The 13720-nt window shown below is 56.2% G+C and carries 14 protein-coding genes and 1 tRNA gene; 6 read left to right on the plus strand and 9 right to left on the minus strand.

Annotation, left to right across the window (positions count from 1 at the left end; translation table 11 throughout):
- Positions 1-217: 217 nt before the first annotated feature.
- From AC2FH8_RS13495 to dgcN, 3 genes are all read right to left on the minus strand, one after another.
- A complete protein-coding gene (locus AC2FH8_RS13495) occupies positions 218-1078 on the minus strand; it encodes a D-amino-acid transaminase (protein ID WP_496689978.1) in 861 nt (286 codons plus the stop codon).
- A 10-nt stretch (positions 1079-1088) separates the two neighbouring features.
- Entirely contained in the window at positions 1089-2054 is a 966-nt protein-coding gene (dgcA, locus tag AC2FH8_RS13500) for an N-acetyl-D-Glu racemase DgcA (RefSeq protein WP_496689979.1), read from the minus strand.
- 70 nt (positions 2055-2124) lie between these two features.
- Positions 2125-3126 carry an N-acetyltransferase DgcN gene (dgcN, locus tag AC2FH8_RS13505; RefSeq protein WP_271950080.1) on the minus strand — a complete coding sequence of 334 codons (1002 nt, stop codon included), beginning with the start codon at positions 3124-3126 and terminating at the stop codon, positions 2125-2127.
- Positions 3127-3421: 295 nt separating this feature from the next.
- Here dgcN and AC2FH8_RS13510 point away from each other — a divergent pair, with 295 nt between their 5' ends.
- A complete protein-coding gene (locus AC2FH8_RS13510) occupies positions 3422-4384 on the plus strand; it encodes an L-malyl-CoA/beta-methylmalyl-CoA lyase (RefSeq protein WP_282027703.1) in 963 nt (320 codons plus the stop codon).
- A 33-nt stretch (positions 4385-4417) separates the two neighbouring features.
- Here the strand turns inward: AC2FH8_RS13510 and AC2FH8_RS13515 are convergent, their stop codons facing one another.
- Positions 4418-4996, minus strand: a complete 579-nt coding sequence (locus tag AC2FH8_RS13515) for a PA14 domain-containing protein (protein WP_142637891.1) — start codon at positions 4994-4996, stop codon at positions 4418-4420.
- Between the two features lie 117 nt (positions 4997-5113).
- Positions 5114-5566, minus strand: a complete 453-nt coding sequence (locus AC2FH8_RS13520; RefSeq protein WP_281973130.1) for an Lrp/AsnC family transcriptional regulator — start codon at positions 5564-5566, stop codon at positions 5114-5116.
- A gap of 73 nt (positions 5567-5639) precedes the next feature.
- On the opposite strand from AC2FH8_RS13520, the gene AC2FH8_RS13525 reads away from it, so the two are divergent.
- Positions 5640-6236: a LysE family translocator gene (locus tag AC2FH8_RS13525; RefSeq protein WP_281995537.1), complete on the plus strand. Its 597-nt coding sequence runs from the start codon at positions 5640-5642 to the stop codon at positions 6234-6236.
- Positions 6237-6382: 146 nt separating this feature from the next.
- Positions 6383-7345, plus strand: a complete 963-nt coding sequence (locus AC2FH8_RS13530) for an acetyl-CoA carboxylase carboxyltransferase subunit alpha (RefSeq protein ID WP_142637885.1) — start codon at positions 6383-6385, stop codon at positions 7343-7345.
- Between the two features lie 3 nt (positions 7346-7348).
- Here AC2FH8_RS13530 and AC2FH8_RS13535 read toward each other — a convergent pair whose 3' ends face one another.
- The 3 genes from AC2FH8_RS13535 to AC2FH8_RS13545 form a co-directional block, all read right to left on the minus strand.
- Positions 7349-8479 carry a lytic murein transglycosylase gene (locus AC2FH8_RS13535; RefSeq protein ID WP_496689980.1) on the minus strand — a complete coding sequence of 377 codons (1131 nt, stop codon included), beginning with the start codon at positions 8477-8479 and terminating at the stop codon, positions 7349-7351.
- Positions 8480-8590: 111 nt separating this feature from the next.
- The gene (locus AC2FH8_RS13540; protein ID WP_271950069.1) at positions 8591-9238 is read right to left on the minus strand and encodes a GntR family transcriptional regulator; all 648 of its coding nucleotides are present in this window, start codon (positions 9236-9238) and stop codon (positions 8591-8593) included.
- A 30-nt stretch (positions 9239-9268) separates the two neighbouring features.
- The gene (locus AC2FH8_RS13545; protein ID WP_496689981.1) at positions 9269-9964 is read right to left on the minus strand and encodes a M48 family metallopeptidase; all 696 of its coding nucleotides are present in this window, start codon (positions 9962-9964) and stop codon (positions 9269-9271) included.
- A 100-nt stretch (positions 9965-10064) separates the two neighbouring features.
- Here AC2FH8_RS13545 and AC2FH8_RS13550 point away from each other — a divergent pair, with 100 nt between their 5' ends.
- The 3 genes from AC2FH8_RS13550 (at position 10065) to AC2FH8_RS13560 (ending at position 12417) form a co-directional block, all read left to right on the plus strand.
- Entirely contained in the window at positions 10065-10391 is a 327-nt protein-coding gene (locus tag AC2FH8_RS13550; protein ID WP_271950067.1) for a TIGR02300 family protein, read from the plus strand.
- Positions 10392-10532: 141 nt separating this feature from the next.
- Positions 10533-10608 (plus strand) — tRNA-Ala (locus AC2FH8_RS13555).
- Between the two features lie 282 nt (positions 10609-10890).
- The gene (locus tag AC2FH8_RS13560; RefSeq protein WP_496689982.1) at positions 10891-12417 is read left to right on the plus strand and encodes a site-specific integrase; all 1527 of its coding nucleotides are present in this window, start codon (positions 10891-10893) and stop codon (positions 12415-12417) included.
- A gap of 75 nt (positions 12418-12492) precedes the next feature.
- Here the strand turns inward: AC2FH8_RS13560 and AC2FH8_RS13565 are convergent, their stop codons facing one another.
- A complete protein-coding gene (locus AC2FH8_RS13565; protein WP_281973133.1) occupies positions 12493-13566 on the minus strand; it encodes a hypothetical protein in 1074 nt (357 codons plus the stop codon).
- Positions 13567-13720: the final 154 nt, after the last annotated feature.

Genomic DNA, 13720 nt, shown 5'->3' on the forward strand with positions numbered 1-13720 from the left:
CCATACCAATACCGCTTGTCAGGCTGGATATGCCTATTCTCATAGCGGCCTGTCAGGATGCAGGATCACCAACTATCGTGTTCTGTTCGCGCTCAGAGATTTTGGTGCCGCACCCTCTTGCGCCGTTCATCCCGACCAAGACCTGCACGCGGCACCAAATGTTGTCAAATTCGTTGCGACCACCCCATGCCACACAAACGCCCAGCATGGGATTTCTTTAGAGTGCTGCCTTGCGGCTTTCGTCCAGATAAATCTCGCGCAGACGTTTGGCTATGGGTCCCGGCGTGCCGTCGCCCAGCGCTGTGCCGTCAATTTCAACCACAGGCATGACAAAAGCACTGGCCGAGGTGGTGAACGCCTCATCAGCCTCCTTGGCCTCGTCGATAGTGAACAGGCGTTCTTCGACAACCATCTGCGCTTCGGCTGCCATTCGCAGAACGGCCTTGCGGGTGATGCCGTGCAGGATGTCGCTCGACAACGGCCGGGTGACAATCTTGTTGCCTTTGACAAAATACGCGTTGTTGCTGGTGCCCTCGGTCACATAGCCGCCTTCGACCATCCAGGCATCATCACAGCCCGCGGCCTTGGCCATCATCTTGCCCAGCGAGGGATAGAGCAGCTGTGTCGTCTTGATGTCACGCCGGCCCCAACGGATATCCTCGATCGAGATGACCTTGGCACCTTTCCGGGCAGCAGGGCTGTCTGCCAGACCCGGCTTGTTTTGGGTGAACAAAACCAGTGTGGGTTTGGTATCAGTCGCAGGAAATGCAAAATCCCGGTCGCCGTCGCTGCCGCGCGTGACCTGAAGATAGACCAGCCCCTCTTCAATGCCGTTCAACTCAACCAGCTTGCGGTGGATCTCCAGCAGCTCGTCCTTCGCGCAGGGTTCAGCCATCTGTAATTCGTCCAGCGAGCGCTTGAGGCGGACCGCGTGGCCTTCGAAGTCGATCAGCTTGCCGTCCAGAACGCTGGTCACCTCATACACGGCATCGGCCATCAGGAAGCCACGATCAAAGATCGACACTGTGGCTTCGGTTTCGGGCAGGTAGTCGCCATTCACATAAACGGTGCGGGTCATGTCAATCTCCTTAGCCCCAGAGCGCCGCCAATGGCGGGTACACTCCGGCATCATCAAAAGTCAGCGGGTTGTCGCGGTCTTCGGCCAACAGAAGTGGTCCGTCAAGGTCCGTTACCATCGCACCCTGCGCCAGCAATGTCGCAGGGGCCATCGCCAAAGAGCTGCCGACCATACAGCCGACCATGATGTCATAGCCTTCAGCAATCGCCGCTTTGCGCAGCTCCAGCGCTTCGGTCAGACCTCCGGTCTTGTCGAGCTTGATGTTGATCACATCATATTTGCCCTTCAGTTTGGGCAGGCTGGCACGATCATGGCAGGATTCGTCGGCGCATACGGGAACCGGGCGCTCCATCCCGATCAGCGCGTCATCGTCACCGGCGGGCAGAGGTTGCTCGACCAAGGCCACACCCAGGCGCACAAGATGTGGCGCAAGATCGGTGTAAACGGCGGCGGACCAACCTTCATTTGCGTCCACGATGATTGTCGCATCCGGTGCGCCTGCGCGAACGGCTTCAAGTCGGGGCATGTCATCCGGCGTGCCCAGTTTGATCTTTAAAAGCGGGCGATGTGCATTCGCAGCCGCCTGCGCCTGCATCGCCTCGGCGGTGTCCAATGACAATGTATAGGCCGTGATTTCGGGGCCCGGCTGAGGCAGCCCAGCCAGATTCCAGACGCGTTTACCGGCACGCTTGGCCTCAAGATCCCACAGCGCACAATCTACGGCATTCCGTGCAGCGCCCGCAGGCAATAAGTCCATCAGTTGCACTCGGTCGAAACTGTCGGGCAATCCGGCAATTTCAGCCTCGACCGAATCCAGTGTTTCACCATAACGCGCATAGGGCACACATTCGCCCCAGCCCTGATACTGGCCGTCAGAAATGCGTACGGTCAGAACCTTGGCCTCGGTCCGTGACCCACGCGAAATTGTAAAGACCTGAGCCAGCCTGAATACATCGCGAGAGACGTCAATTTGCATAACATACCTTTTCCTGGCAGAGCCGCCCGGATTTTCCAATTTAGATCCGGGCCGGCGGGACCAGACCGCTTTATACTGCTGCCAGCGCGTCGACCAGCTTGCCTGCACCAAAACGGAACGGGTCCGTCGCGGGCAGCCCCATGTCGGCTTCGACCTGTGCCAGATAGGCGGATGCGTCTGCTTCACTCATATGCTGCGTGTTGACCGAAACACCGATGACCTGACACTCAGGATTGGCAACCTTGGCCAGCGCCAGCGCCGTGTCCCGCAGAGCCTGCAAAGATGGCAAACTATAGGTCGGCAGACCGCGCATATGCTCGCGGGTGGGTTCATGGGACAGGATCAACGCGTCCGGTTGACCGCCATGGATCAACGCCATTGTCACGCCGGAATATGACACATGAAACAGTGACCCTTGCCCTTCGATCAAATCCCAGTGGTCGTCATCATTGTCGGGTGTCAGCCATTCGACCGATCCCGCCATGAAATCTGCGATCACCGCGTCCAGCGGTACACCGTCACCGGTGATCAGAATGCCAGTCTGGCCAGTAGCTCGGAAGGTCGACTTCATGCCACGCTTGCGCATCTCGGCATCCATGGCCATCGCGGTGTACATCTTGCCAACCGAACAATCGGTGCCCACGGCAAGACAGCGCTTACCTTTACGTTTGATGCCGTTGGCGATTGGATAGTCGACCGACGGAACCCGCACATCATGCAGCTTGCGGCCTGTTGCTTCGGCGACTGCGACTAGATCGGGTTCATCACACAAAAGGTTGTGCAGGCCCGAGGCCAGGTCGAAACCTTCCTCCAATGCCATGACCAGCACCTTTTTCCATTCCTGACTGATCACACCGCCACGATTGGCCACGCCAATGACCAAAGTCTTGGCCCCGGCCTCTTTGGCCTTAGCCAGGGACATGTCGGTCAGGCCCAGATCGGCTTTACAGCCCTCCATCCGGTATTGACCCACGGCGTTTTCCGGACGCCAGTCCTTGATTCCAACGGCAACCTTGGCCGCCAGCTGGTCGGGCGCATCGCCCAAAAACAACAGATACGGTGTCTCGATCATTGCGGTGCACTCCTTTGATTCTGGCGCAGGCTATGGGACGGGCAAGGCGAGTGTTTCTCGATTTCGCCCAGCATCGCTGGATCCCGCAGGAAAATTTCGCGCAAATATCTCAGCTTGCGCAAAATTCTTTCAAGTTTTTAAAGCGATTAAACTTTAATCACCAGAGACACGGCGCATTGCGGCGAATGCTGCGACTGCATTGCCGCAGATGCACAAACATGCTTGCGGAGACCTGCGCAATTTAATACCTCATAAGACAACAAAATCGCAATTTCCTTTCCTGCACGAGGTCCAGATGAGCTTTCGCATTCAACCCGCCGCCCCCGCGCGCCCCAACCGTTGTCAGTTGTTTGGCCCCGGGTCGAACACCAAGCTGTTCCCCAAGATGGCGGCCTCTGCGGCGGATGTGATCAATCTTGACCTTGAGGATTCGGTTGCACCATCTGACAAGGATACAGCACGTGCCAATGTCATCGAGGCGCTGAGCACCCTTGATTGGGGCTCCAAATACATGTCCGTACGAATCAACGGACTGGATACGCCTTACTGGTACCGCGATGTCGTAGATGTGATGGAGCAGGCCGGAGATCGACTGGACCAGATCATGATCCCCAAGGTCGGTTGTGCGGCGGATGTCTATGCGGTGGACGCGTTGGTCACCGCCATCGAACGCGCAAAAGGCCGTACCAAACCAATCAGCTTTGAGGTCATCATCGAATCCGCAGCTGGCCTCGCCCATGTCGAAGAAATCGCCGCCTCGTCCCCCCGGATGCAAGCCATGAGCCTTGGGGCCGCCGACTTTGCGGCCTCGATGGGCATGCAGACAACTGGCATCGGCGGCACGCAGGAAAATTATTACATGCTGCGCGAAGGTGAAAAACACTGGTCCGACCCGTGGCACTGGGCGCAGGCCGCCATCGTTGCCGCCTGCCGCACCCATGGCGTGCTGCCGGTGGATGGACCGTTCGGCGATTTCAGCGATGACGAAGGCTTTATCGCGCAGGCCAAACGTTCTGCCACTTTGGGCATGGTCGGCAAATGGGCAATCCACCCCAAGCAGATCGCACTGGCCAACCAGGTCTTTACTCCGTCCGATGAAGCCGTGTCAGAGGCCAGCGAGATCTTGGCCGCAATGGAGCAGGCCAAGGCCAATGGCGAAGGTGCGACGGTCTACAAGGGGCGTCTGGTGGATATCGCCTCGATCAAACAGGCCGAGGTGATCGTGGCCCAGGCCGAATTGATCGCTGCCAATAGCTAATAGTAGAAAGGCGCCTCACCGGGCGCCTTTTTCTTACCGTCCGAAGACATCATTGGGTGTCCAGGTGAACCTTTCGCCCTTTTTACCAGATTTCATCATCAGACAGGATGTTCCGAGCTTCTGGAAATAGATGATCTTGAGCGCGTACCACCCGGCTTTGGGCACATCGACTTCGGTCCGCTGATTGGCCTCGCAGCCCTGAATGCCCGAGACTTGTCCAATGTTCTGGCCTCCGACGAATGCCTCTATCCCGTCATTTGACCACGTTTCCAACTCGTAGATTCCAGCAGAGTCGAACCGCATGTACCCCGTAATTTCGGCGGCGACATTGTAAGCGCCGTCAAACGTCATGACGTCCTGACCCTTACTGGTGTCCCTGTAATCCAAGCCCCGCAACGGTTGTCCGGGCTGCGCTTTAGACAGCATGCTTTTTGCATGGCTCAGATCTCGGATCTTCTTGTGTTGATTGCCAGTGCCAAAGTAATTCACATTCAATCCCGCCTTGGGGCTAGGCTGTGGGTTGGCAGGTTGCAGTTTTAACGGAGCTGCAAAAGATGCACCCGCAATCATCACCAAAGTTGCGACCAGTGCTCCGGTCCGAACAAGTTTCATCGTCTTCTCCCTGAATACGACCGGTTGGGGTTGTCCCCATTTTTGGTCAATTCTTTGGCAAGACAGTAAAACGTGAATCCAACTCCGGCAAGTCGGTACAGAATCATCTTTCCAATGTCAGGCCCGCATATCCTTGGGCGAGCCCATGACGACATAGGACGTGATCGACGTGACATGGGGCAAAGTCCCCAGAACTTCGGTGTGAAAAGTTTTGTAAGACGACAGATCTGCACATTCCACGCGCAACAGGTATTCGATCGTGCCGGTGATGTTATGGCACTCCACCACTTCAGGCGCGCGCTGCAAAGCACGCTCGAACCCTTCCTGAGCGGCCTTTGTATGTTCGCCCAGCCCAACGCCGATATAGGCGACAAAGCCGATGCCCAGCGCAGGTGGGTTCAATACAGCACGATAGCCCGAGATCACGCCCGCGCGCTCTAATTCCTGAACACGGCGCAAACAGGCCGAGGCTGACAGCCCGACCCGATCGGCCAATTCAAGGTTGCTTATCCGCCCATCACGTGTCAGCTCACGCAATATATGGCGATTTATATCATCCAACTTGATCATTAATTGCAGAATTACCGCAATAACCAGCGCAAACGCAATTTCATTTGTGCGGATTCCATCAATTATCTGCGCTATGAACCCTGAATTGCTTTTTGCCCTCGTCACCTTTGCCTTCGTCTCGTCGATCACGCCGGGACCCAATAACCTGATGCTGATGGCCTCGGGCGCGAATTTCGGGTTTCGACGCACAATCCCACATATGTTCGGAATCGGGTTGGGCTTTACAGTCATGGTCCTTCTGGTCGGAACGGGGCTGGTGCAGGTGTTTGATGCCTATCCGATCAGCTATACCGTGTTGAAAGCGGCGTCGGTGGCCTATCTGCTGTATCTGGCATGGAAAATCGCGCATTCGGCCCCAGCCGAAGCGGGCGCACCTGCGGGGACACCGATGACGTTTTTACAGGCCGCAGCATTCCAATGGGTCAATCCAAAAGCCTGGGCCATGGCCCTGACAGCAACAACCGTATACACCCCCGATCGCTCCCTGAACGCCATCGTCATTGTCGCGATTGTTTTCGGCGCAATCAATTTGCCCTCGGTCAGCACATGGACGGTACTCGGGCAGCAGATGGCGCGGATTCTCACGAACCCCCACCGACTGATGCTGTTCAACTGGGTGATGGCGGGGCTGCTGGTCGCGTCGCTCTACCCTGTGCTTTGGCCCGTTTGAGAACGTTCGCAGGCTGGCAATGACCGGTCATCAAGGCCCTTTTGAGGGTGAATACGGGCACCCCTACCAACCCTTTAAATCTTGCTGAGTTGCATCCGGGGCAACGTCAGGCCATATAGCAGGGAACTTCCGCGTTGAGAGGCGTCATGACCCAGTATCTGGAATTCGAAAAACCTTTGGCCGAGATCGAAGGAAAGGCCGAGGAACTGCGTGCACTGGCGCGCGCCAATGAAGAGATGGATGTGGCCGCAGAGGCCGCCGCTCTGGATGCCAAGGCTGAAAAGCTGTTGGACGAACTCTATGCCGATCTGACGCCATGGAGAAAATGTCAGGTCGCTCGTCACCCTGGACGTCCCCATTGCAAAGACTACGTGGAAGATCTGTTCACCGAATTCACACCTCTGGCAGGCGATCGGAATTTTGCTGACGACCTGGCCGTGATCGGCGGTCTGGCGCGGTTCAACGATCAACCCGTTATGGTGATCGGCCACGAAAAGGGCAGCGACACCAAATCGCGCATCGAACGCAATTTCGGCATGGCTCGCCCCGAAGGGTATCGCAAGGCTGTCCGACTGATGGAAATGGCAGGACGCTTTGGACTGCCGGTTATCACCTTGATCGACACGGCTGGCGCCTATCCCGGCAAAGGCGCCGAAGAGCGCGGCCAGTCCGAGGCGATTGCCCGCTCGACCGAAATGTGCCTGAAGATCGGCGTCCCGTTGGTCTCGGTCATCATCGGCGAAGGTGGATCAGGCGGTGCGGTGGCTTTTGCAACGGCAAACCGTGTCGCGATGCTGGAGCATTCGGTCTATTCGGTCATTTCACCCGAAGGCTGCGCCTCGATCCTTTGGAAAGATTCAGAGAAAATGCGCGAAGCAGCCGAAGCGTTGCGGCTGACTGCGCAAGACCTGCACAAGCTGGGCGTTTGCGACCGGATCATTTCGGAACCCAAGGGCGGCGCACATCGCGATCGCGCTGCGACCGTGGACTCCGTGCGGGATGCGATTACGGCGATGCTCAAGGATCTGGACGGCAAGGATTCCGCCGCCCTGATCAGAGATCGTCGTCAAAAATTCCTCGACATCGGCTCAAAAGGGCTGGCTGCGTAACCCTCAGCCCCCCAACTGCCTCAGCAGCGCAACTGAGGGCTCTCCGGTCGCGGGCAGCCCATTGGCCCGCTGGTACGCAGAAATCGCGGATGTCGTGTTATTCCCGATGACACCATCCGCCCCTTGCGTATCGTAGCCCGCGGATGTCAAACGGCGCTGCAACTCTTTGCGGTTCTCAAGTGTCAGCCCAGTCTCATCCGGGCCGAACGAGGCCTGGAACGGCGCCCCTCCGGCAATTCGGTCTGATAGATGCCCTACCCCGATCGCATAGCTGTCCGAGTTATTATACCGTTTGATCACCTGAAAATTGCGGAACACGGCAATGCGGGGCCCTGGCACCTGGGGTTGCAGCACAGCAACCGGCGTACCGGATACCGTCCCGGCCTCACCGCCCCAGGGCTGCCCACGCACCCAACCGGAACGCGCCAGATAAGCCGCCGTTGATGCCAGCGAATCCGTTGGGTCGTCGGACCAGATATCGCGCCGTCCATCGCCGGTGAAATCCACCGCATAGGCCAGATAAGAGGTCGGAATGAACTGCGTGTGCCCCATGGCACCGGCCCAGCTACCTGTCATGTTGGCGGGCGTCGTGTCGCCGTTCTGCAGAATCTTCATCGCTGCCATCAGTTGGCTCTCAAAGAACTGCCCGCGCCGACCGTCATAGGCCAGCGTCGACAGGGCCGATACAACAGGCACATCCCCACGTCGCGCACCATAACGGCTTTCAAGCCCCCAAATTGCCACGACAACTTCTTTGTCCACGCCGTACTGCGCCTCGATCTGAGACAGCGTTCCCGCATGACGCACCAGCATTTGCTTGCCGGTCGCGATCCGTTCATCTGAGGTTGCAATCGCCAGGTAGTCTTCAAGCGACCTCTTGAACTCGACCTGATTTCGGTCCCGCTCGATCACTCCGGGCAGATATCCGGCGCCCTGGAAGGCGCGGTTAATTGTGCTTTGCGAAATCCCCTGTGCGGCCGCGCGGCTTTTGAAGCCCGCCACCCAGGCGTCCCAGCCCGCGTTCCGAACCGGTTGCATGCGCGCGGCCGGCGCCGAAGAAGAAGGCACGCTGTCCGTACAGGCAACCAACAAGCCGGAGCCCAGCCCAAGGGAAAATAACCGTCGATCAATCATGGTTGAAAACTGCTCTTATTGTGATTTCTCACAGCCTAGCGCAGAGAAATCGCCGGGGCCAGAACGGCGATACCGAATCGGGCGATTTCGGCAGCTTCGGCAACAAGCCGCTTAGCTGACCAGCATCCGCAGGCCCTGTGTAACATCCGAGCGAACCGCAAGGCGCAGACCCGGCTCATCCCCGGCCTTTAGCGCCGCAATTATCAGCTTGTGGTGATGCGGTGGTTCCGTTCGCCGCAGCCGCCCATAAAGCGCGCGCATCGTCGGCCCAAGCTGCAACCATACGGTTTCGGCAATCGCCAGCATCGCCGGGGCCTGCGCCCGCAGATACAGAGTTCGGTGAAACTCCAGATTGGTGCGAATATATCCAACGGCATCACGTTTGGTGACCATCTCGGCCACCGTCATGTTGATGCTCTGCAATCGGTCAATCAGGGCAATATGCGCACGGGGCAATGCCCGGCTGGCCAGCTCGACCTCAAGCAAGGCCCGCAGCGCAGCAAGCTCTTCGATCCGGTCATTGGTCAGCTCGGGCGTCGAGACGCGGCCCGAGGACGACAGAAACAGCGCCCCTTCAGCCGCAAGCCGACGCACCGCCTCGCGGGCCGGAGTCATCGAGACACCAAACTCTTTCCCAATTCCCCTTAAGGTCAGTGCCTGACCGGGGGCGATGTCGCCATGCATGATGCGGGATCGCAGGGCCCGGTACACCCGGTCATGCGTTGCGGTCTGCGTTTCCGAGGGGCGTGTGTTCAACATGTCTCTATGTGATCACAAACACCGCACAGGTCAACTCGCAGGCGCGTCAAATCTGAACTGATGCAACTGCGCCCCGTTGTCGCGCAGCCAGCGCCGCTGTTCTTTGTAATCTCCGAATAACCGCTCGACCTGGGCCCAAAAGGCTGGGGAATGGTTCATCTCGGCCAGATGCGCCACCTCATGTGCGGCAACATAATGCAGGACGTCTGGTGGAGCGAGAATCAGCCGCCAGGAAAACATCAATCCACCCTCAGAACTGCATGATCCCCAGCGCGATCGGGTATCCCGAATAGAGATGCTGGCATAAGCCCTACCCAACATCGCTGCGTAGTCATCACATGCGCCGGTCAGCCGGTCGCGTGCCAGTTCTTTCAAAAAGCGCGCCAAACGTCGCGCTTCAGCGCCTTCAGGTACTGAAATCTGATCCGCCTGCAACAGAACGCGTCGGCCCGTTGCCCGGACAATGCGCCGTTGGGTGCCCTCAACAGGAATATGCTGCCCAAATTGAACCACCGAGGGGTCTGGCCGATCACTCAGGTGCTGCCGAATCCAGCTTTCTTTTTGGCGGGCAAAGTTCAACGCATCGGATTCAGAAACGCCATTTGGATAGGTCAGTGTAACACGCCCGTCCAACTGGGATATACGCAGACTGATCCGCCGTGCCCGCGCCGATTTGCGCAATGTCAGCGGCACCGGAGGCGATCCTGGCAGTGCGTGATCTCCCATAGGTCTGTTTCTCCTGCTCAAAGGCTTTGACAGTGCCCGCTGCTTGTGGCACCTGACCTGAATCGTCGATACGACTCACCTGATATCAAGGGGATTGGACATGCCCAAGGAAGAATGGGGTGTAAAGCGCGTTTGCCCGACCACCGGTAAACGGTTTTATGACCTGAACAAAGACCCGATCGTTAGCCCTTATACCGGCGAGATCGTGGAACTCGAAACCGGTAAAAGCCGGATGATCGCAGCAGATGCAGAAGATGCCGCATCGGCCAAGGCGCGCGAAAACGCGCCTGAGGAAGAACTGGTTCTGGATGACGACGACGATGTCGAAGTCGATCTGGATGATGATCTGCTGGATGACGATGATGACAGCAGTGATGAAGTTCCGCTGGACGACATCACTGACATTCCAGCAGAGGACGATAGCTGATCACGGTCAGAGGCGGCCTCGCGCCGCCTCGCGCCATTTGCAATCTGGTTGCAAAATTTTAACGGCGACGCCTGTTTTTGGACTTGCGCTTAGCGCCACTGTCTCATAAACGTCCGCCCACTGCTTCTGCAGTACCTGTATGGGGCCTTAGCTCAGTTGGGAGAGCGCTTGCATGGCATGCAAGAGGTCAGGGGTTCGACTCCCCTAGGCTCCACCAAATCCTAACAGTTCAACATGATAGTACGCATTAGAGCGGTGTGACACACAGGTGTGACACAAAATGAAGCTGCATGCGTATCTCTCACTGTCCCGACATGGCATCTACTACTTTCGTTGGCCACTACCCGACACAAGGCCAAAACCCCACAACAGACCAAACACCACACGTAAGACCCTTCGGGTGTCATTGCGTACGAGATGCCCTAAAGAGGCTGGAACTCTGGCACGGCGTCTTGCAGTGTGCGGCGACACAATAACAAAGCACATAGAAGCATCGGGCATGAACCACGGCGAACTGCGCACAAAGGTGCGTGAGCACTTCACGGAAGTACTAATGAAGGCAAAGGCACGTAGGGATGAACTCGGCCCCTATTCCGAGCTAGAGAAGGAACGCATCGCCGACACCATCCGCCACCATGAAGCGGGTAATGAAGACTACTGGGACCTGCTTGGCAGAGACTACGCCCGCTCAGAACTTGATAAGTTTTGTAACGGCGCGGGGGTTGAGCAGCCCAAGACGCGCGAAGACGCTTTTCTGATTTTAGGTGAAATTAAGAAAGCTCAGTTGGCACTGGCCAATGCTTTACTGGAACACGATAAGACTTTTGAGAAATACGATTTTGGCACGCAGCCCAGCGCGCCTGTGAACGCCCCAGAGAGCGGTCAGCCTAGTTCCGACACTGTCCCAGCTAAAGTTGCGAAGAAGTCCACAGACGCGCCTTCCAGCCCGCTCCTGTCCGTCCTGTTTGCCGAGAGAAAAGCTGAGGCGGAACAGACAGGTCAATGGTCAGTCAAGCTGCTGAACGACTATCAGGCTTGGACAGACCTATTCATAGAATTGCAAGGCGACCGTCCGGTACTAGACTACAAGAAAACAGACGCACGCGACTTTAAGAATGTCCTGATTGAGCTTCCAAGCAACAGGAATAAACTACCGCAAACGATAGGCCTAACACCTAGAGAAGCAATACGAGCAGCTAAAGACCACGGTCTGCAAACGCTATCCGTAAGTACAGTCAACAAGGCCTTGGGAAGGCTGCAAGGGATATGGAAGTGGGCGGACAAACAGTTGGACGAAGAGGTCGTAGACATCTTTGGACCGATGAAGATAGCTGACAACAACAACGCCAGAAACCAACAAGACCCGTTCAGCAAAGAGCAACTGCAGATCATCTTCAACAGCCCCCTGTACACAGGGTGCAAATCGAGGCGGTTCCGCACAGTGCCGGGAGATACAGACCTAAGCGATACCAGTTGGCATTGGCTTCCGCTGCTCGGCCCATGGACAGGCGCACGTCTGAACGAGTTGTGCCAGTTGAGCGTTGAAGACATCGACCAAGAAGAGGGCATACCCCTAATTCGGGTCCAAGAGGGCGACGAAGACCAGCGCGTCAAGTTCGGCAAAAGCAGGCTTGTTCCCATACACCCCGAGTTAGTCCGGCTAGGCTTCCTCCGCTTTGTACAGTCTCAGCGACAGGCAGGCCACGAGCGGATATTCCCTGAACTAAATCTGGGGGCTACAGGCTACTACTCAGATCAGGCCAGCAAAGACTTTAACCGCTACATCGACAGAATTGGCGCGAAGACGGCCAAGACCTCTTTCCACTCTTTCCGCCATAACTTCAAAGATGCTTGCCGTCATGCTGGTGTACAACCTGACATCAATGACATCCTCTTGGGTCATGCGCTGCCCGGTATGGCGGGGCGCTATGGCGACGGCAACGTTCCTTTGCCGGTATTGTATGAGGCAATGCGCAAGGTCACGTACAATAAAATGTCCTTTGAACACGTCAAAGGCTATCCGTAGCATGAGGTCACAAACTGGCCTGCCGTCCGACAACTAAGTTATGAAGCATGACTGCTTATCGAAACAGAAGACACGCTACTCGTCACCTCCCGAGATGTCTGCCAGAAGCAATGTCTCGGCCTTTATAGATCTTATCTCGGAGACCAATTCTCGCAACTCGTTTACGAGCAGGTCCTGATGTTCCTCTGGTTCGCCTTCTTGGTCATCTTCATGCAATTCCGGTTCGGGTGGCTGCAAGTAGTCCATCTCCCCGCCTTTCTTGCTAAAGGCGACGTATTTTTTAACAGCCGTTTCGAGGTGCGCATCGTGTTCTGGCTCATAGGCGTCTTCAGCGCGCTCCTTCAGGCCCTTAATTATGTCCTTTACCAGATCGCCCTCCCGTTTCTTTAGATCGTCTCTCATAGACTTTTCAATCGTCTCGTTCGAAATGCGCTTATGCCTTAAATCTTCGATCGCGTTTTGAACCCGCAGGACATCGAGAACGATCCCAGAAACCTTCTTCGACATGAATGCAAACGCTGAAATGAGCATCATGCTACCCGTCACGCAAACAACTATGGACCCATTTGTCGCTCCCACGACCTTCAAGTCATGTGGTGTCTGTCCAACCAAGTGACCAATACCTCTTGCGATATCGTTCCAGTCGTTGGACCATTTCTTCATATCCGCGATATCTCCGATTGAAGCGTCCTGCTTAAACTGGATACGCGCCGAAGCCATGTCGCCGTTCAAATCATCCGTTAAAACATCCGGTTTAAAGCCATTGTTTTTCAACTCGGCTACGAGCGAACTGAGCGTTTGGATAGCATTGTTAACGCTTGTCAACGCTTGACCGATTTCAGAAGCCGAAGTTGCAGGATCATAGCTCGACTGCGTTACAACACGCTCAACGAACTCAGCACCTCTGTTCCCGAGATATGGCGCAACACCCATGTCGTCGAGATGTGCAACCTGCTGGAAGTTAAGCTCCGTCATTGGCATCGACTTGAGGGCCAATATCAGCTCCTCCAACGGTTCTCGAACTGGTTGCTTCTGGTTCTGTGACGCATTGTGATTGAGGACAGTTCTGAGCTTTTTGTATTGTTCGCTCAGATTTGGACCTTCCTCGTCATACCAACGAGCCAGTTCGAACACTTCTGCTACTTCCATTCTTTAAATAACCTCTTCTGATGCCAATGAATTTATTGGAATGATCTGGCTAATCTTTCGGGAATTTTTCGGTGATATTCAACTCTTGTCTCACAAAGATTTAGCTGCACGACATTCCAACAGAATTTCCCAGCATATTTTTTCGTGCCCCTAT

Source organism: Ruegeria sp. CDSC025, from assembly GCF_059610805.1.